Annotated in this window: 7 protein-coding genes; 2 read left to right on the top strand and 5 right to left on the bottom strand. The window is 67.1% G+C overall.

What is annotated here, in order from left to right; all coding sequences use genetic code 11:
- Position 1: 1 nt before the first annotated feature.
- Entirely contained in the window at positions 2 to 880 is an 879-nt protein-coding gene (locus ORI27_RS16360) for a MaoC/PaaZ C-terminal domain-containing protein (RefSeq protein ID WP_266073999.1), read from the bottom strand.
- Complete coding sequence (locus ORI27_RS16355; RefSeq protein WP_265998054.1) at positions 853 to 2,205, bottom strand: 3-oxoacyl-ACP reductase; 1,353 nt, start codon at positions 2,203 to 2,205, stop codon at positions 853 to 855. Before ORI27_RS16355 ends, ORI27_RS16360 begins: the two co-directional genes overlap by 28 nt.
- Before the next feature lie 121 nt (positions 2,206 to 2,326).
- On the opposite strand from ORI27_RS16355, the gene ORI27_RS16350 reads away from it, so the two are divergent.
- Positions 2,327 to 3,631 (top strand): acetyl-CoA C-acetyltransferase, encoded by a 1,305-nt coding sequence (locus tag ORI27_RS16350; protein WP_265998055.1) that lies wholly within the window; start codon positions 2,327 to 2,329, stop codon positions 3,629 to 3,631.
- Positions 3,632 to 3,824: 193 nt separating this feature from the next.
- Here ORI27_RS16350 and ORI27_RS16345 read toward each other — a convergent pair whose 3' ends face one another.
- From ORI27_RS16345 to ORI27_RS16335, 3 genes are all read right to left on the bottom strand, one after another.
- Positions 3,825 to 5,060 (bottom strand): alpha/beta hydrolase family protein, encoded by a 1,236-nt coding sequence (locus tag ORI27_RS16345; RefSeq protein ID WP_407666330.1) that lies wholly within the window; start codon positions 5,058 to 5,060, stop codon positions 3,825 to 3,827.
- Positions 5,061 to 5,251: 191 nt separating this feature from the next.
- Complete coding sequence (locus ORI27_RS16340; protein WP_265998056.1) at positions 5,252 to 7,087, bottom strand: acyl-CoA dehydrogenase; 1,836 nt, start codon at positions 7,085 to 7,087, stop codon at positions 5,252 to 5,254.
- Between the two features lie 312 nt (positions 7,088 to 7,399).
- Positions 7,400 to 18,430 (bottom strand): type I polyketide synthase, encoded by an 11,031-nt coding sequence (locus ORI27_RS16335; RefSeq protein WP_265998057.1) that lies wholly within the window; start codon positions 18,428 to 18,430, stop codon positions 7,400 to 7,402.
- Positions 18,431 to 18,781: 351 nt separating this feature from the next.
- Here ORI27_RS16335 and ORI27_RS16330 point away from each other — a divergent pair, with 351 nt between their 5' ends.
- Complete coding sequence (locus ORI27_RS16330; protein ID WP_323055614.1) at positions 18,782 to 20,191, top strand: condensation domain-containing protein; 1,410 nt, start codon at positions 18,782 to 18,784, stop codon at positions 20,189 to 20,191.
- Position 20,192: the final 1 nt, after the last annotated feature.

Genomic DNA, 20,192 nt, shown 5'->3' with positions numbered 1-20,192 from the left:
CCTACAGAGCGCGAATGGTTCCCGTCAGGTGCGGGTAACCCTTGGCCATGTTGCGCAGCGCGATGTCCCAGCCGTCGGCGACCCGATCGACGTAGAGACCGGCACTGGCCGGCAACACGACCGGCTTGCCGAACCTCACCGAGTACCGCACGGCTTCGGGGAAGCTGGCTTCGATGTTGGCCAGAACTGCTGCCGCGCTGAACATTCCGTGTGCGATGACGGTGGGGAAGCCGAACAATTTGGCGCCGATCACACTGGTGTGGATCGGATTGCGATCCCCGCCGATCGATGCGTAGCGCCGGATCTTGCCCGGGCTGATCCGCAGAATCGCATTGGGCGGTGGCAGCTTCGGCCGCTTGGCCGGCTCCGGCTTGGGTTCGCCCGACAGACTGGTGCGCTGCTGGTGCAGGAACGTGGTGACCTGATGCCAGGCCGGCTCGTTGCCCACGCTGACGTCGGCGACGACGTCGACCAGCAGGCCCTTGCGGTGCTCGCGGAGGTTCTCGGCACGTACTTTCACCCCGACAGTGTCGGTGACCGCGATCGGGCGATAGCGGGTGATCAGATTCTCGACGTGCACCGCGCCCATCGCGGCGAACGGGAAGTCGAAGCCGGTAATCAATGCCATCACGGTCGGGAAGGTCAGTACGAACGGATAGGTGAGCGGCACTCTGTCGCCGAAACGAAGGCCGGTCACCGCGGCGTAGGCGGCGACGTTGGACGGATCGATGGCGAGTTCGTCGACGGTCAGCGTGCGGTTGGGCAGGGTGTCGCCGCGCGGGATGAACGGTAGCGATCCCGCTGCTGCACGCAGCAGATTCCGCACACCGCTGGGCTGTTCGGTCACGGTGCTCACGCCCCCAACATCGCCTGGCCGCATACCCGGATCACGTTGCCGGTCACCGCATTCGACGCCGGGCTGGCGAAGTAGGCGATGGTCTCGGCGACATCGACCGGCTTGCCGCCCTGGTACAGGGAGTTCAGCCGTCGGCCGATCTCCCTGGTGGCCACCGGGATTGCCGCGGTCATCGCGGTCTCGATGAACCCGGGTGCGACGGCGTTGATGGTGATGCCTTTGTCCGCCAGCACGGGTGCCAATGCCTGTGTGAGGCCGATCATTCCGGCCTTGGTGGTGGCGTAGTTGGTCTGTCCACGGTTGCCGGCGATACCCGCCATCGAGGACAACCCGATGATGCGGCCACCGTCACCGATGCTGCCGTTGGCGACCAAGCCCTCGGTGAGGCGCTGCGGGGCAAGAAGATTCACCGCGATCACCGCGTCCCAACGGGCGTCGTCCATGTTGGCCAACAGTTTGTCCCGGGTGATTCCGGCGTTGTTGACCAGGATGTCGGCGTGGCCGTCATGGTGCGTGCGCAGATGTTCGGTGATCGACTCGACCGCGTCGGCGGCGGTGACGTCCAGCGCCAGCGCGGTACCGCCCACCTTCGCTGCCGTTTTCTCGAGCGCCTCCCTGGCTTGTTCGACGTCGATCGCGACGACCTTGGCGCCGTCCCGGGCGAACACCTCGGCGATGGTGGCGCCGATGCCGCGGGCGGCGCCGGTGACGATTCCGACCTTGCCGGCCAGTGGCTTGTCCCAGTCGGCGGGCGGGGTGGAGTCCGCGGCGCCTACGGAGAAGACCTGAGCGTCAACGTAGGCCGATTTACCCGACAGAATGAATCGCATCGTCGATTCCAGGCCTGTCGCAGCGGGTTTGGCCGCCGGGGACAGGTAGACCAGGGCGACGGTGGCCCCGCGCCGCAATTCCTTGGCCAGCGAGCGGGTGAACCCCTCCAGCGCCCGCTGGGCGATGCGTTCGTCGGTGCTGGCCGCCTCATCCGGTGTGGTGCCGACCACCACGACACGGGCCGACGGGCCGAGGTTGCGCAGCAGCGGGGTGAAGAACTCATGCAGCCCGCGCAGTTGCGAGGGTTCGCTGATTCCGGTGGCGTCGAACACCAGCCCGCCGAACGAGTCGGCCCAGCGGCCGCCGAGATTGTCGGCCACCACGTCGTAGTCCTCGGCCAGCGCCGCGCGCAGCGGCTCGACGACGCGGCCGTCGCCACCGATCAGCAGCGAGCCGGCCAGCGGCGGTTCGCCGGCCCGGTAGCGGCGCAACGTCTCCGGCTGCGGAATGCCGAGTTGCTTGGCCAGGAGCGATCCCGGCGCCGAGTTGACGATCTGTGAGAACAGGTCGGAAGCCACGAACGTGCCTTTCGGGTTTGCGTTGCGGATGGACCGAGAACGAACTTACTCCAGAGTAAGGACGGTGCGTAGTATGGGTTGGGTATCCCCATCTGACAACGAACCCACAGTGGAGATTGACATGGCCTCTACCAGTCGAAACAGTCGCCGGGTCGCCGTGATCGGCGGCAACCGCATCCCGTTCGCGCGATCGGACGGCGCCTATGCGGAGGCGTCCAATCAAGACATGTTCATAGCGGCGCTGGGCGGCCTGGTGGACCGCTTCGACCTGGCCGGCGAGCGGCTCGGTGCGGTGATCGGCGGGGCGGTGCTCAAACACAGCCGGGACTTCAACCTGATGCGGGAGTGCGTGCTGGGCAGCGAACTCGCGCCCTACACCCCGGCGATCGATCTGCAGCAGGCCTGCGGCACCAGCCTGCAGGCTGCGGTCGCGGCCGCCGACGGGATCGCCGCCGGCCGTTACGAAGTCGCCGTCGCCGGCGGCGTCGACACCACCTCCGACGCCCCGATCGGCTTCGGCGACGACCTGCGCCGGACCCTGCTCGGCCTTCGCCGGGCCAAGTCGAACGTCGACCGGCTCAAACTGGTCGGCAAGCTGCCCGCCTCGCTGGGCATCGAGATTCCCACCAACGGGGAGCCCCGCACCGGTTTGTCGATGGGTGAACACGCGGCCATCACTGCCAAGAAGATGGGTATCAAGCGGGTCGATCAGGACGAGCTGGCCGCGGCCAGCCATCGCAACATGGCCGCCGCCTACGATCGTGGCTTCTTCGACGATCTCGTCACGCCCTTCCTCGGCCTCTACCGGGACAACAACCTGCGCGCGGATTCCAGCGCGGAGAAGCTGGCCAAGCTCAAGCCGGTCTTCGGCGTGCGAAACGGCGACGCCACGATGACCGCGGGCAACTCGACCCCGCTCACCGACGGAGCTTCGGTGGCGTTGCTGGCCAGCGAGGAGTGGGCAACATCACACTCACTGGAGCCGCTGGCCTACTTCGTCGACTCCGAGACCGCGGCGGTGGACTACGTCAACGGTGCGGACGGCCTGTTGATGGCGCCCACCTACGCGGTGCCACGTCTGCTGGCCCGCAACGGTCTGACCTTGCAGGACTTCGATTTCTACGAGATCCACGAAGCGTTCGCCTCGGTGGTACTGGCCCATCTGCAGGCCTGGGAATCCGACGAATACTGCAAGGAACGGCTGGGCTTGGACAGTGCGCTGGGCCGCATCGATCGAACCAAGTTGAACGTCAACGGGTCCTCACTGGCCGCCGGCCACCCGTTTGCCGCCACCGGCGGACGAATCGTGGCTCAGCTGGCCAAACAGCTCGCGGAGAAGAGGAAGGACACCGGGCGGCCGGTGCGCGGTCTCATCTCGATCTGCGCGGCCGGCGGCCAGGGCGTCACCGCGATTCTCGAGGCGTAAAAGGCTCTCGAAAAAAGTCGGCCGGGTTTGTAACGAACCCGTGCGGGCAACAGATGTACTGGATAGCTCCGTGTTGCCGTCTGACCCCCCGACCCGACGGCAACACGGGGCATCCTCTTTGTTCACGTCGAATTGACGCGAGCGGAGGACCGCCGCTGGAGAAGAGGGGATTCCAGCGGCGGTTTCCATTGCGTCAGGTGCCCGAGTCCACGAGGCCGGACTGCACCAGCGCGGCATCGACGAACTGTTGCACCGGACGGGCCTGGAAGAACCCGGTGTGCCCACCGCGATACCAGCCGATGTTCGGTCGGCCCCAGTGTTCCCACAGTCCCAGCACCTGTTCGCGCGGGTGCACGATCCGGTCGGCGACTCCGGCGTAGATGAACCGGCCCTCGGGGGCCACCTTCGGTTGCAGCGACAGCGGGGAGATCATGTCCCCGATCGGTTCGGCCAACTCCAGTGTGCGGTGACGCGGATCGTCGGCCCCCAGGCCGGCATGGCGGCCCAGAATCGAGACCAGGTTGGCCGGCGGCACGCCCAGGATGGCACAGGTCAGTTCGTCGTCGAGGCTGGCGACCAGCGCTGCGATGTAGCCGCCCAATGAGATGCTGTTGAGCCCGATCCGTGCGCCGGGCTGTTGCGATCGGATCCAGGCCAGCACCCGGCGGATGTCCCACACCGCCTGTGCGGTGGCGTGGACGTCGTCCATCACATCCTCGCCCGGGAAGACGGCGCCCTTGGGCAGTCCTTTTGCGCGGGGGCCATGCATGGGAAGCACCGGCAACACCACGTTGAGGCCGAAGTCCTCGTGAAGATGCCAGGCCCGGAACAGGGTCAGGTCCAGGTTGGCGCGGCCCATCTCGGTGCCGTGCACGCACACCAGCCAGGGGCGCGGTTCTTCGTGGCGCAACATCAACGCGTACTCGCGGTGGTTGCCGGTGTAGCTGAGCCAGCGATCCCGGCCGGGCTCTCCCCGGTAGGGCTGGTAGCCACTCTCGAACGACATCCGTTCGTGGGCGCGGCCACGGCTCTTGAAGGTCTTGATGGACACGTCGGTCGGTGCCGGCGGTGCGGCGAAGAAGCCCTCCGGCCGGGCCAGCCAGCCCCGCTTGCCGTAGAAATCGATGGCCTTGACGACTTCGGCGTTGATCCGCTCGTAGACCGCCGCATCACTGAGGGGGCGGCGCAGTCGCAGGCCCACCAGGACGATCTCGTCGCGTAGAGCGTGGGTTGCCAGCGAGAGCGTCGGTCGGGCGACCGGCAACTCGCCGCGATCACCGTCGAGGTAGGCGCCCCACGAGCGAGCGTAGTAGCCACCGGCTTTTGTGAAGGGCCCGACAATATTCGCCAGCGGGCCGCCGCCACCCGACTTATTGCCGGTCTGTGCGGGACGCTCGGGAATCGCATCGTTGCTGTCAAGCATCGCCATACCTAGAATGTATCGGATCGCCAGCCAAGTGCCAGGGCCCTAAGTCCCGTTCTAGCCTCAGCGTCGGGCGATCGCTGGCAATAAGTGACCAAAGTCCTTGATTTGCTGACCCCGGACACCAGTCGGCGAGAACGCCACCGGCCCCGAGAACGAACGATCCCGGGGCCGGTGACGTTGACGTGCGTCGAACTCTAGAAGGCAGCTTCGTCGAGCTCCATGATGTCGTTGTCCAGCGACTCGATCACCAGACGGGTGCTGGTCAGCATCGGCAGGAAGCTCTTGGCGAAGAACGACGCCACGGCGATCTTGCCCTCGTAGAAGGCGCGATCGGAACCACTGGCCTCGGCATCGAGCGCCGCGACGGCGACTGCGGCCTGACGCGCCAACAGCCACCCGATGACCAGGTCGCCGACGCTCATCAGGAAGCGCACCGAAGCCAGGCCCACCTTGTAGATGCTGCTGGGGTCCTCCTGCGCGGACATCAGGTAGCCGGTCATCGACGCGGCCATGGCCTGAACGTCCTCCAAGGCCTTGGCGAGCAGTTCACGCTCGGACTTCAGCCGACCGTTACCCGACTCGTTCTTGATGAACTCGCTGATCTGGCCCGCCACGTGTGCCAGCGCAACACCCTTGTCGCGCACGATCTTCCGGAAGAAGAAGTCCTGCGCCTGGATCGCGGTGGTGCCTTCGTAGAGCGAGTCGATCTTCGCGTCGCGGATGTACTGCTCGATCGGGTAATCCTGCAGGAAGCCGGATCCACCGAAAGTCTGCAGGCTCTCGGTGAGCTTGGCATAGGCCTGCTCCGAGCCGACGCCCTTGACGATCGGCAGCAGCAGGTCGTTGACCTTGACCGCGAGGTCGGGCTCGACACCCTGCAGCGCCTTGGCCACCGCGGCGTCCTGATAGGTGGAGGTGTACAGGTACAGCGCCCGTAGGCCCTCGGCATAGGCCTTTTGGGTCATCAGGCTGCGACGAACGTCCGGGTGATGGGTGATCGTGACCCGCGGCGCGGTCTTGTCGGTCATCTGGGTCAGGTCAGCACCCTGCACACGCTCCTTGGCGTACTCCAGGGCGTTGAGGTAACCGGTGGACAGGGTGGCGATCGCCTTGGTGCCCACCATCATTCGGGCCTGCTCGATGACGTCGAACATCTGCGCGATGCCCTCGTGCACCTCACCGACCAGCCAGCCCTTGGCCGGAGTGCCGTGCTGGCCGAAGGTCAGCTCGCAGGTGGCCGAGACTTTCAATCCCATCTTGTGCTCGACGTTGGTGACGAACACGCCGTTGCGCTCACCCGGTTCGCCGGTCTCGTGGTCGAACAGGAACTTCGGCACGATGAACAGCGACAGTCCCTTGGTGCCCGGGCCTGCGCCCTCGGGGCGCGCCAGCACCAGGTGCAGGATGTTCTCGAACATGTCGTCGGAGTCGGCGGAGGTGATGAAGCGCTTCACGCCGTCGATGTGCCAGGAGCCGTCGTCCTGCTGGACCGCCTTAGTGCGGCCGGCGCCGACGTCGGAGCCGGCGTCCGGCTCGGTGAGCACCATGGTCGAGCCCCAGCCGCGCTCGGCAGCCAGGACGGCCCACTTCTTCTGCTCCTCGGTGCCGAGGTTGTAGACGATCTGGGCGAAGCCCGCGCCGCCGGCGTACATCCATACCGCCGGGTTGGCGCCGAGGACGTGCTCGTGCAGGGCCCAGACCAGAGTCTTGGGCATCGGCATGCCGCCGAGATCCTCGTTGAGTCCGACCTTGTCCCATCCGCCGTCGATGAAGGCCTTCACCGACTTCTTGAACGGCTCGGGCAGTGTCACCGTGTGGGTTTCGGGATCGAACACCGGCGGGTTGCGGTCGCCTTCGACGAACGACGCGGCCAGCGGGCCTTCTGCCAGCCGGGCCATCTCACCGAGCATCTCCTGAACGGTGTCGGCGTCGAGGTCGCTGTAGTCGCCCGCGCCGAGGGCCTTGTCGAAACCGAGGACCTCGAACAGGTTGAACACCTGATCGCGGACGTTGGACTTGTAGTGGCTCATGACGGGTCCTCCTCAGCGAGAATGTCATCTGAAATTTGGGCTTTGTGGTTGGGTACTTGGCTCTAAGTTACCCACCAGTAACACCGTGAACTATACCGGCCGGTAACCGGAACGCAAGTCATTGTGAGCAAGTTCAGTCGGCTAATCAACCCACTGGTTGGGTTGCCGCCTTACCGAGTCGACCAGAGGTGGTATCTGCACAGGTCAGGGCGGGATCAGGGCAGGCGTGGCGCAGCGCGGTGTGGCGCTGTGGAACGAAGCAATACCGGTGCGACGTCGGTCACACCGCTACGGTGCGATGGTCGGTTTCGCTCAGTCCTCGGGCCCGACAGCGGCTTCGGGCTCGGGCTCGTCGGCGGGTTCCGGGGTGGTCGCGGATTCCGCTTCGCCCGACGGTGCCTCCGAATCGGGTAGCTGCGACACCAGATGGTCGGCGAGCTCGCCGAGCGTCGGGTAGTCGAAGACGGCAGTCGGGCTGATATCGAACTTGCCCCCGAACTGCCCGAACAACCGATTGCGCAGTTCGACTGCCATCAGTGAGTCCGTGCCGAGGTCCAGGAATCTGCTCGTCGCCGCAGGCGGCTGGGCGAGCCGTAGGAAGCCCTGCACCTCGCGCTGGAGGAACTCAGTGACGAAACCGCCGCGTGCTGCCACCGGGAGCTCGAACAGCTGCCGGAGCAGTTCGCTGTCCCCGGTGACCGTCCCGTCGCCGCTGGGCAGCACCTGATCGAGCATCGGTGGCCGGATACCGCCGAGCATCTTGGCCGTCCGCTGCCAGTTCGCCTTGAGCACGGTGGCCTGCGCCGTGCCGTGCCGGACGGCCTCACCGAGGGCGGCCAGCGCCGCCGACGGCTCCAGCGGCATCATGCCCTGGGCGCTGAGGTTGGCGACGGCGGCCGCGGAACTGGCCATACCGCCGTGACCCCAGGGGCCGAAGTTGACGGCGGTCGCGGGTAGGCCGTGGGCTCTGCGGTGCGCGACCAGGCCGTCGAGCAGCGCGTTCGCCCCCGCGTAGTTGGCCTGCGCGGGCGAACTGAGCACCGCGGACGCCGACGAGTACACGATAAAGAAGTCGAGGTTGTCGTCCTTGGTCAGCCTGTGCAGATGATGCGCTCCATAGGCCTTGGGCCGCAATGTCGTTCGGAAGCGATCCAGGCTCTGTTCGGGCAGCAGCGCGTCGTCGAGCACGCCCGCCAGGTGTGCCACACCCGCCAGCGGCGGCAACTCGCCGCGAATTTTGTCCAGCAGCGCGGCCACGTCGGATTCGTCGCCGATGTCGGCGCAGAACACGTGGATCCGGCAGTGGAACCGCTCGGTGAGCGCGTCGATCGCCTGTTGGGTGTCCGCATCGGGAGCCCGGCGGCCGGTGAGAACGATGTCGCCGGCACCGAGCTGGGCCAGGTACGCGGCCGTGTGCAAACCGAGCGCCCCGAGACCACCGGTGACCAAATAGCTGCGATCACCTTGTGGCTGGAGCGGTTTGGGCATCTGCACCACGATCTTGCCGATGTGCCGGGCCTGCTGCATGCGCCGGAATGCGGTCCTGGCCTCCGTCAGCGGGTAAACCTCGGCAGGCACCGGAGTCCACTCGCCGTTGGCCAATCCGTCCGACACCTCGGCCATCAGCCGCTGGATGTGCGCGGGGTGGTTCATCATCGTCACGTCCAGCGCAACGATCTCGTAGTCGATGTCGGGGCGGATCGCGGCCATCTGCTCGGCCGTCCAGATATCGCGCTTGGCGATCTCGGCGAATCTGCCGCCCTGGGCGGTCGCCCGGACCGTCGCCTCGATGAATCCTTCGTTGGTCAGGCTGTTGAGCACCACGTCGACACCCTCACCGCCGGTATCGGCGAGGATCTGATCCGCGAAATCCGTTGTACGCGAGTCGTAGACGTATTCCACACCCATTTCGCGCAACGTGGCTCGCTTGTAGGTGCTGGCGGTGGCGAAGACTGTCGCGCCGTGCCGCCGGGCCATCTGGACGGCGGCCAACCCCACACCGCCGCTGGCGGCGTGGATGAGCACGCGGTCGCCGGGCTTGAGCTGTGCCCAGTCGAAGGCGAGCCGCACGGTGAGCGCGGCGGCGGGGATGGTCGCCGCGTCGACGGCGCTGATACCGTCCGGCACCGCGGCGAGCAGCTGCGCGGGAACATTGAGTCGGCTGGCGAAGGCGCCCTGCATGGAGCCGAAGACCCGCTGGCCGACCTCGAATCCGGTGACCTCGGAACCCACTTCGGTGACGATGCCGCACAAGTCCCCGCCGATCGGGCCCGGATCGCCGGGGTAGAGGCCCAGCACATTGAGCACATCGCGGAAGTTGAGGCCGGCTGCCTCGATGCGCACCTGAACCTCGTTCGCGTCGGGCGGGGTGACCTCGGCCTCGGACAGGCGGAGATTGTCGATCGCGCCGCGCTCGGTCGGCGCCAGGACGTAGTCGTCGCTGCGCGGCACCGGGAGCTGGCCGCTACGGGCCCAGTGCAGCAGCCGGGACACCAGGAAACGTCCTTGCCGCACGGCCATCTCGGGCTCCACCACCGGTGTGCCGAGCGCACCGGCCAGCCAGCCGAGCGAATCCGTGCCGGAATCCGTGTCCACCAGCCGAACCCGCAGCGTGGGCTGCTCGGCGACCAAAGTGCGCCCGAATCCCCACAGTGCGGCCTGGGCGGGATCGACCGGTTCACCCGGTTCGGTGGCAACGGCCCGCTGGGTGAGGATCCACAAGCCACCGGACAGATTGCCGGTCGGCCCGGCCAACGCGGTCTGCGTGGCAGCGAGCAGGGCCGCGATCTCGGCCTCCAGCCGCGCGGCGAGGTCGGCCGTGGATTCGTCGGCGTTCGGTCGTCCGGCGCTGCGCCAGACGATCCCGCTGACGGGGGTACCACGCTCGGCGGCGTCGGCGAATGCCCGCTGCCAGGACTGTGCATCAGCGGAGTCGGTGACCGTCGCGGCCCCGGGGACCCGGGTCGCCAGCTCGTCGAATCCGGCGATCAGCCAGGTCCCGGTCGCGGTGTCGGTGGCGCCGTCCGCGCCGGCCTCCGCCGCGGGTGCGGCGGCCTCCTGCCAGCCCAGGGTGTACAGCAATCGGGTCGAGTCCCCACCCAGCCCGCGCAGCAGCGCTTCACGCGGGGCCCGTTTGACCGTGAATTCGCTGATCCCGCCCAGCACCCGTCCGTCCGGGCTCATGAAATCGATATCGAAGACCTGGGTTTCGTTGGTCAGTGCGTTCTCGTGCCAGCGGGCGCGGCAGTAGAACCGTCGCGGCATCTTCTCCCGCACGTGAACCTGTCCGTACCGCAGCGGCAGGAACAGATCGGAGATTCCCTGCTCGGCGGCCAGTGTCGCCGGGAAGGCCGGGAAGGCCACGCCGGTGCACAGATCGAGCAGCACCGGATGGATCGGTTCGCTGCTCAGATGCTCGGCGAGTTCCTCACCGACGGCGATATCACCGATCGCCTCACCCGCTCCGACCCACAACGACTTCAGTGAGGTGGACCAGGTCGGCCCCCAGGCCAGCTCCATGTCACCGAAGATGTCGAACAACTCCTGCGGGCGGGTGCGATTCATCTGCTCGATCGCCTCGTCCGGGGCCGCCGCGCCGTCCGGAGAATTCACCTCGGAGTCGGCGCCCGCCAGCAGAGTGCCGTCGGAGTTCAGTGACCACTCTGCGTCGCGTGCACCGTAGGGTCGGCTGTGCACCTGGAACTTCCAGCCGTCGTCGACCGGATGCAAGGTGAGCTGCACCTCACGAGAAGCCTTGTCCGGCAGGATAATCGGTTCGTAGAAGAAGACTTCCTTCACCCGTGCCGGCGCTCCTGCCGAGGCCAGCGCCATCGCCGCGTACGTCGCACCGGGGACGACCACGGTGCCGTAGATGACGTGGTGCGCCAACCACGGCTGGGTCTTGACGGACAGCACGTTGGTGTAGACCGTGTCGCCGGACGCCAGGTCCTTCGCGCTGCCCAGGATCCCGGATGCCGCAGTACCATCTGCCCGGATGCCGGACGTCTTGGGCCAGTAGCGGCGATGCTGGAACGGATAGGTGGGCAGTTCGAGCCGTTGACCCGGTGTGTGGTACCTCGCGGCGAAGTCCGGCCGGTGCCCGCAGATGTAGGTCGTGGCAAGGGCTTCGGTGATCTGGCGCTGCGCGTTGGCGCCTTTTCGAAGGGACACGATCGCGCGCGGCGTGGCCGAGGACTCGGGCCAGATCTGCAGCGCGGCAGCGGTCAGGATCGGCTGCGGGCCGATCTCCATGAGTACCGAACAGCCCAGTGCCGCCACGGTGCGCACACTCTCGGTGAACTGGACGGGCTGGCGGGAATGCCGGCGCCAGTACTGCGCATTCAGCGGTGTGTCGCTGGTGAGCACGCCGCCGGTCCGGTTGCAGACCAGCGGCCGAGATGGCGCCTCGAAGTCGAATTGTGTGGCGAACGACTCGAAGTCGTCGAGTACCGGATCCAGCAATTCCGAGTGGAACGCGTGGCTGGTCTCCAGCCAGGTGCAGCGCGTTCCGTCCTCGCTGCAGGCGGCGACGATCTCGTCGAGGTCCTCGCCCGGACCTGACAGCACCGTGTTGCGGCCGTTGTAGGCCCCGACCGACACCCGCGGGAAGGTCGCCGCGGCACGTTCCACATATTCCGGATCGGCGAAGACGGCTACCATCCGGCCGCCCGCCGGCAGGCTGCCGAAAAGCCGGCCGCGTTCGGCGATCAGCCGGGCCCCGTCCTCGAGGGTGAACACACCGGCCACGCACGCCGCCGCGTACTGCCCGACGCTGTGGCCCAGCACCACATCGGGCTCGATACCCCACGACTGCCACAGCCGGGCCAGGCCCATCTCGACGGCGAAGATCGCCGGCTGGGCAAATGACGTGTGCCGCAGCGTTTCTGCCGCTTCGCGGTCACTGGAGAACAACACATCCAGCAGTGGGCGTGGCAGCATCGGATCCACGGCTTGTGCGCAGCGGCGCACGGTGTCGGCGAATACTGGCTCCGCGGAGAACAATTCGCGCGCCATGCCCGGATACTGGCTGCCCTGTCCGGGGAAGAACCACGCGGTGGTCGGCGGGTCGGTGCATTCCCCGCGCAGCACGCCAGGACGCAGCCGGTTGGCTATCAGATCGTCCAGCAGCATCCTGGCCTCCTGAACGGAGGTGGCCACCACGGCGGCCCGGTGCTCGAAATGCGAACGACCCGCCCCGGCGGTGAAACAGACATCGGCGAGCGACGCTTCAGGATGGGTGTCCAGCCAGGTCGAATAGCGCTGCGCCAGCGCGACCAGGCCCGGCCCGGACCGCGCGGACAGCGGCAACAGGCTCAACGGCTCGCGGCCGGCGTCGGGTGCGGTCGCGCCTTCGATGGGCTCGTCGGCAATGTCGGCGGCGTCTGTCCCGAGCGGCTGCGGTGCCTCTTCGATCAGGACGTGCGCGTTGGTGCCGGTGAATCCGAACGCGCTGACGCCGGCCCGGCGCGGCCTGTCATCGGCATGCCACGGTGTCGCTTTGTCGACGACCCGCACCGGCAGCGAGTCCCACGGGATGTGCGGTGAGGGCTTCTGGAAATGGAGGTTTTGCGGGAGAAGTTCGTGCTGCAACGCCAACACGACCTTGACCAACCCGGCGACGCCCGCAGCCGACTCCAGGTGCCCGATGTTGGTCTTGGCCGTTCCCATCAGCAACGGTCGGTTCGGGTCACGTCCGGCGCCGTAGACAGCTGCGGCCGCCTGTACCTCGATCGGGTCACCCAGGGGGGTGCCGGTGCCGTGCGCTTCGAGGTAGTCGACATCACCACCGGTGAGGCCGGCTCGCGTCAGCGCCGCGGCGATGAGTCGTTGTTGCGCACCACCATTGGGCACCGTCAAACCGCTGGAGGCGCCGTCGGAGTTGACTGCGCTGCTGCGGATGACCGCGGCGATCCGGTCACCGTCGCGCTGGGCATCGCGCAGGCGTTTGAGCACCAGTACGCCACAGCCCTCACCACGCACGTAGCCGTCGGCGGCCGCGTCGAAGGTCTTGCATCGGCCGTCCGGGGCCAGCATCCGGGCGCGTGACGCGGCCACGATGGACGCCGGGCTCAACAGCACGTTGACGCCGCCGGCCAAGGCCAGATCGCAGTCACCGGAGTGCAGGGCCTGGCTGGCCTGATGGACGGCCACCAGCGACGAGCTGCACGCGGTGTCCACCGCCATGGCCGGTCCTTCCAGGCCGAGGGTGAAGGCCACCCGGCCCGCGATGGCGTTGAGCGCATTGCCGGTGATGAAATGAGCTTCGAGGTTCTCTACGGATTCACCTGACAACAGGTGTGAGTATTCGTTGGCGCCCACCCCGACGAAGATGCCGGTTCGGCTGCCGCGCAGGGACGACGGCGCGTACCCCGCCCTTTCTAAGCCCTCCCACGCGATCTCGAGCATGAGCCGCTGCTGCGGATCGATCCAGACGGCTTCGCGCGGGGAGATGCCGAAGAACTCCGGATCGAAACCGTCGACGCTGTCGAGATACCCACCGCTGCGGGTGTAGATCTTGCCCGGGGTCTGCTGATCCGGGTCGTAGAACTCATCGACGTCGAAGCGGTCTTCGGGGATCTCCCGGATCGCGTCGACGCCGCCGGACAATACGTCCCAGTAGGCATCGGCGTCGGGGGCGCCGGGGAAACGGCACGCCACCGCGATGATGGCGATCGGTTCATCGGTCGCCGAGGTCGCCAACGACGTCGGCGGCGCGGCGATGTGGCCGCCGGCGCGTTCGTTGAGGTTGAGCACGTCGGACAGCAGGTAGTCCGCCACGTCGGACAGCCGGGGGAAGTCCATTGCCAGAGTCGCCGGCAGCTCCTTGCCCACGGCCTGCTCCAGCCGGCGCCGCAACTCGACCGCCATCAGCGAATCCATGCCGAGATCGAAGAATCCGGCCTCTTCTCGAATCTCCGACGCGTCGATCCGGGTGACCTCGGCCACGGTGTTGCGCAGGTACTCCAGAACGAGTTTCTTGCGCTGCTGCACCGGAGCCGCGGTGAGCTGCTCGACCAGTCGGGTACTACCCGACGCCGGGGACGTGGTGGCCACCGATTCGGGCACCTCGCGGGCCACCTCGGCCAGCAGCGCCCGACGGCCGGCCTGCAGGTAGATCGGCAGGAAGCGAGCCCAGTCGATCCGGGCGACCATAGCTTGTGCCGGCCCCGACGAGCCGGCGGGCGCCATGACGTCGGCCATCCCGGCCAGCGCATCTGACGGCGACAACGTGCGGATGCCGCGCCGGTCCAGTTGTGCACGGGCGTCCTGGTCGGCCATGCCGGACGACCACGGGCCGAAGTTGACGCTGATGCTGTGAACACCCTGTTCCCGCAGCCGCCAGGTCAGCCCGTCGAGGTACGCGTTCGCCGCGCTGTAGGCGCTCTGGCCGAACCCGCCCCAGACCGACGAGATCGAGGAGGTCGACAAGAAGAAGTCCAGCTGTAGATCCGCACTGGCTTCGGCCAAATGCCAAGCACCCCAGACCTTGCCGGAGAACACCCGATCCACCTCTGCGCTGTCGAGCGAACTCAGCGGGGTGGTGTTGTTCTCACCGGCGGCGTGGACGATACCGGCCAACGGGGGAAGCTCGGCCCGCACGGTGGCGAGCAGGCGGGCGACGTCGTGCGGATCGGCTACATCGGCCGCAATGATCCGGACGTCGCAGCCGTGTTGCTCACGCAGCGCATCGATGAGGTTTTTCGCGGCCTCACCGGGTGCTCGCCGACTGGTCAGCACCAGCTGGCCAGCACCGTGCCCAGCCAGATATCCCGCGATCTGCAGCCCGACCGAACCGAGGCCGCCCGTCACCAGATATGTTGCATCGGAACGTAATTCCAGTGGTGTCGAGTTGGGTTGGCCGCCTCGGCGGACGAGCCGGGGGACCTGTACGGTGTCCACGCGCAGTGCGATCTGGTCCTCGCCCGGCGATGCCGTGACGACCTGCTTGAGTAACCGTGACCATTCGTCGGTGTCCCGGCCGGACAGGTCGGCGAGCCCGCCCCACACCTGCGGATACTCCAGCGCAGCGGCGCGGCAGAACCCCCACAGGCTGCTCTGCTCGGGTGCCACCGTATCGCCGTCGGTAACCCGTTGTGCGCCATGGGTCACCACCCAGATCGGAGTGCGGAGTTCGGCGTCGGCCGCCGCGCGGAACAGCCGCTGGGTGCCGCCCAGAACGCGGTGCTGCATGCGCAGCAGCGAACGCATCGAGGAGGCGCCGTCCGACTCCAGGGCAGCCACATGCAGGATGCGCAGCGCCGGCTCGTCGTGCACCGCCGCACGCAATTCCTCGACCAGGCGTTCCTCGTCCGCGTCGGACGCGGGCAACCCGAGCACCCGATGCCGGTGGCCATGCATGCTCAACGCGTCGACCAGTGGTCCCATGACCTCCGCGTCATCGCCGATCAACAGCCATGCGGTTCCCTCGCCGATCTCGCCCGAAGGGGAGCCGGCAGCCTTTTCCCAGCGGATCTCATAGCGAATGTCTGCGATGGATTGTGCGCTTCGCTGTCGGTTATGTTGTGCGGCAAGTCTGTTCAGCACGTCGGCGGTCGACTTGTTATCGCCACCGAGGTCGAGTAGCGCGACGAGTTCCTCGATCCGGCCATCCTCGAGCAGACGGACAGCTTCGGTGCGTGCGGTGTCGGCCGTCGTTGGTTGAACCTGCGTGTTGAACCAATACTGACGGTGCTGGAAAGGGTAGGTCGGCAGATCGAGCTTGCGCGCGGGGTGTCGGGCAAGCACCGCGAAGTCGGGCAGATGCCCCGCGACGTAGGTGTTGGCCAAAGCTTCGGTGATCTGGCGGTGGTCGGCGCCGTTGCGGCGCAGCGAGGCGACCGCCTTGGGTGCGGTTGCCGGGTCCGGCCAGGCGCGCAGGGCTGCGGCGGTGAGTACCGGCTGCGGGCCGACCTCGAGCAGCAGGGCGCAGCCGAGCTCGGCAAGCGTCGCGACCCCCTTGGCGAACTGGACCGGCTGGCGCGCATGGCGCCGCCAGTAGGCGCCGTCCAGCCGGGCGTTGCGCCCGAGGGCGGCACCTGTCCGATTGCAGATCAGAATCCTTTGCGGCGAACCGAATTCGAACCGATCCGCATACGATTCGAACGCATCGAGCGCCGGATCCAACAGCGCCGAATGGAATGCGTGGCTGGTGTCGAGCCAGTCGCAGCGGGCTCCGTCGTCCGTCAATTCGGCGACCGCCCGTTCCAGGTCGGCGGCGGGTCCGGACAACACGGTGTTGGCCCCGTTGTAGGCGGCTACCGACAGGCTCGGGAATTCGTCGGTGCGGCGCTCGACCCGGTCCGGGTCGGCGAAGATCGCGCACATCCGTCCACCCGCGGGCAAGTCACCGAACAGGCGGCCCCGCTCGGCGAGGAGCCGGGCCCCGTCCTCGAGGCTGAACACACCCGCCACACACGCGGCCGAGTACTGGCCGACGCTGTGCCCGAGCACCACATCCGGTTCGAAGCCCCACGACTGCCAGAGCCTGGCCAGGCCCATCTCCACCGCGAAAATCGCGGGCTGGGCGTGGCGGGTCTGCTTCAGGTTCTCCGCGCCGTCGGCGTCAAAGATGATGTCCAGCAAGGGCTTTTCGAGCACTTCGGCAACGGCCTCGGCGCACCGGGTCATCGTCTCGGCGAAAACGGGCTCCGCTTCGAACAGCTCCTTGGCCATGCCGGCGTACTGGCTCCCCTGGCCCGGGAACAACCACGCCGTCTTCGGCGGGTCAACGCTGTCGCCGCGCACCAGGCCGGAGGCCGGCAGGTCGTCGGCTAGCGCGCCGAGTAGTTCGCGCGCAGATTCGAGAGAATTGACCACCAACGCGGCCCGGTGCTCGAAGTGGGCGCGCCCGGCGCCGGCGGTGAGGCAGACCTCGGCCAGCGTCGCCTCGGGATGCTCGCCGAGCCAGCCGCGGTAGTGCTCTGCGGTCTGCACCAGGGCGGCCGGGGTGCGGGCGGACAGCGGAAGCACCATGAACCGCCGGTCGTCGGCGGCGTCGAGAGGCGCCGCCGTGGGCAGCGGTGCTTCCGGGGCCTCCTCGAGGATGACGTGCGCATTGGTGCCGGAAAACCCGAACGAGCTGACTCCCGCGATGCGCGGCCGGTCCGAGCGCTTCCAGGCAAGCGCCTCATCGACGACCCGTACCGGGATGCGATCCCAGGGAATGTGGGGTGAGGGGGTGCGGAAGTTCAGGTGTTTGGGCAGTTCCTCGTGTTCGAGGGACAGCACTACCTTGAGGACCCCGGCGACGCCCGCGGCGGCTTCCAGATGCCCGATGTTCGTCTTTGCCGATCCGATCAGCAGGGGCTGGTCGGTATCGCGCCCCTTGCCGAGGGCTGCCGCGGCCGCCTGCACCTCGATGGGATCGCCCAGCGACGTCCCGGTGCCGTGCGCCTCCAGGTAGCCGATATCGCTGGGGGCCAGTCCGGAACGTTCCAGCGCCTCGCCGATGACCCGTTGCTGGGCCACGCCGTTGGGCACCGTCAGGCCACCTGACGCGCCGTCGGAGTTGACCGCGCTGCCGCGGATCACGGCCCGGATCCGGTCACCGTCTTCGATCGCGTCCTCGAGGCGCTTGATGGCGATGACACCGCAGCCCTCACCGCGCACGTAGCCGTCGGCCGCCGCGTCGAACGTCTTGCAGCGACCGTCGGGTGCCAACATCCGGGAATGCGAAAAGGTGATCATGGTGGCCGGGCTGAGCATGACGTTCACCCCGCCGGCCAGCGCGAGGTCGCACTCGCCCAGGCGCAGCGCCTGGCACGCCTGATGGATCGCGACCAGCGACGAGCTGCATGCGGTGTCGACGGTGACCGCGGGGCCTTGCAGGCCCAGCCGGTAGCTGATCCGGCCCGCCGCGGCAGCGCTGGACGTGCCGACCGCCAGATACGCTTCGATCTCGGGGTAAGTCAGTGCGTCGGATGCCATACCCAGGAAGTCATGGGTGGCCAGGCCGACGAACACGCCCGTCCGGGTGTTGGCCAAAGTCGTTGGCGCGGTGCCGGAATGCTCCACCGCCCGCCATGCCGTCTCCAACAGCAATCGATGCTGCGGGTCCATCAATTTGGCTTCGCGCGCCGATACCCCGAAGAACGGCGCGTCGAACCCGGTCACATCATCGACGAAGCCGGCCCGCCGGCTGACAACCTTCCCGGGAGCGTCCGGGTCCGGGTCGAAGAACTCCTCGACATCCCACCGGTCCTGGGGCACCTCGGTGACCGCGTCCCGACCGTTGTGTAGCAGATCCCAGTACTGGTCCGTGTCCGCGGCGCCGGGAAAACGGGCCGCGTACCCGACGATCGCGAAGCGGGGTGCCTGCTCGGTCGGATGTTCGGTTGATGCCATCAGGTTGTGCTCTCCGCGTCGGGCCGGTGAAACGTCGATCCAGGGCGGGAGACCACGTCAGGGCCAGGATCAACGTCCGAACGGCCACGGCCCGGTCATCTCCCGACAGCGACGGCCGGCTCGCCTCCCGAGGGTCAGTATTGCATGCGCGTTGCTGAACGACGCGGTTTCGGGTCTGTCCTGGGGTGCCTCCGGACGTGCGTGCTCCAAGCCCGGCTTCCGGCTCCGCTACCGCCCTTGAGCAGGCCTATCAGATTCACCGGCGACCGTCTCAGATACAGGGGCTATGTTGGTCTGGCCACCGGCGTCGCCGGTCGCCGGCCGTCGCCATTTCGACCCGGGAGGAAAATATTGCATATCGGGAAGATTTCGATCGGCACAATCGATGATTGGTCGCCGAGCCCCGGTGTGGTGATCTCCTGGCGCCCGACAAATGCGGCTATGGAGAAGGCGCGGCAAGCGCCGGTCAGTTCGGTGCCGGTCAGCTATATGCAGGGCCAACATATTCGCGGCGTCTACGAACAGGACGCCGCCGGACTCGATTATTCGCGGCAGATCATCGCGACCTGCGAAGTTCCTGGCCAGTGCGATATTTCCGCCATGAATCACGCACTCAACGCATACCTGCGCCGCCACGACACCTATCGGAGCTGGTTTGAGTACGCCGGCTCCGGGGATATTGTCAGGCGAACGATCACCGATGCGGCCGATATTGAATTCGAGCCCATTGACCACGGCGAAATGGCCGCCGAAGACGCCCGAAAACATATTGTCGACATACCCACGCCGCTGGAATGGGGCTGTTTTTCCTTCGGAATTGTTCAGAGCGCTGATCACTTCGATTTCTATGCCAGCATCGACCACGTGCACGGGGATGCGGCGCTGATCGGAATCACCATGCTCGAGGCCCACGGCATGTACACGTCGTTGACGATATCCGGGCAACCGATGGCGCTGCCCGAGGCCGGCAGCTTCGACGAATTCTGTCTCCATGAGCGGGAGTCCACGGCGGATCTGACCGTCGATTCGCCGGAGGTCCGAGCCTGGATCGAGTTTGCCGAGGACAACAACGGAAGCCTGCCCGAGTTCCCGCTCCCGCTGGGCAACCCGGCCGAACCGACGGTGGCCGACATGACCGGCGACATGCTGATGGACGCCGAGCAGACCGTGAGATTCGAGGCGGCCTGCACCGCCGCCGGCGTCCGCTTCGTCGGCGGCCTGTTCGCCTGCACCGCCATGGTGGAACACGAGTTCACGGGTGCGGCAACCTATTACGGGCTGACTCCGAGGGATACTCGCCGGACTTCGGACAATTTCACGACCCAGGGCTGGTTCACCGGCCTGGTCCCCATCACCGTGCCGATCGCCGCCGCGTCATTCGGTGAGGCCGCCTGGGCGGCACAGACGTCCTTTGATTCGGGCCTGAGCCTGGCCAGGGTTCCCTACTACCGCGTTCTGGAATTGGCGCCCTGGTTGGACAAGCCCCGGCCGAATTTCCCGGTCTCGAACTTCCTGCACGGGGGCGCCGCGCCGCTCAACGCCGTCCTCGCGGCCGCTGACATGGGCTATTCGAACAACATCGGCATCTATTCCGATGGACGATTCTCCTACCAGCTGACGATCTACATATTCCGGTATGAGGCCGGTACCGCGATGGCGGTGATGTTTCCGGACAACCCGATCGCCCAGAAATCGGTCGCCCGATACATAGCGGCGATGAAGTCGGTGTGCGGGCGGGTGGCCGACAGCGGGCAGTGGTGAC

This window comes from Mycobacterium pinniadriaticum, from assembly GCF_026242045.1.
Taxonomy (GTDB): domain Bacteria; phylum Actinomycetota; class Actinomycetes; order Mycobacteriales; family Mycobacteriaceae; genus Mycobacterium; species Mycobacterium pinniadriaticum.
Note: the sequence above shows the minus strand (reverse complement) of the source record. Positions and strands in the feature narration are given on the sequence as shown.

Bases quoted from the DNA above. Each gene is read 5' to 3' on its own strand.
- ORI27_RS16345 (WP_407666330.1), bottom strand. From the start codon at position 5,060: ATGGCGATGCTTGACAGCAACGATGCGATTCCCGAGCGTCCCGCACAG.
- ORI27_RS16350 (WP_265998055.1), top strand. From the start codon at position 2,327: ATGGCCTCTACCAGTCGAAACAGTCGCCGGGTCGCCGTGATCGGCGGC.
- ORI27_RS16360 (WP_266073999.1), bottom strand. From the start codon at position 880: ATGCGGCCAGGCGATGTTGGGGGCGTGAGCACCGTGACCGAACAGCCC.
- ORI27_RS16335 (WP_265998057.1), bottom strand. From the start codon at position 18,430: ATGGCATCAACCGAACATCCGACCGAGCAGGCACCCCGCTTCGCGATC.
- ORI27_RS16340 (WP_265998056.1), bottom strand. From the start codon at position 7,087: ATGAGCCACTACAAGTCCAACGTCCGCGATCAGGTGTTCAACCTGTTC.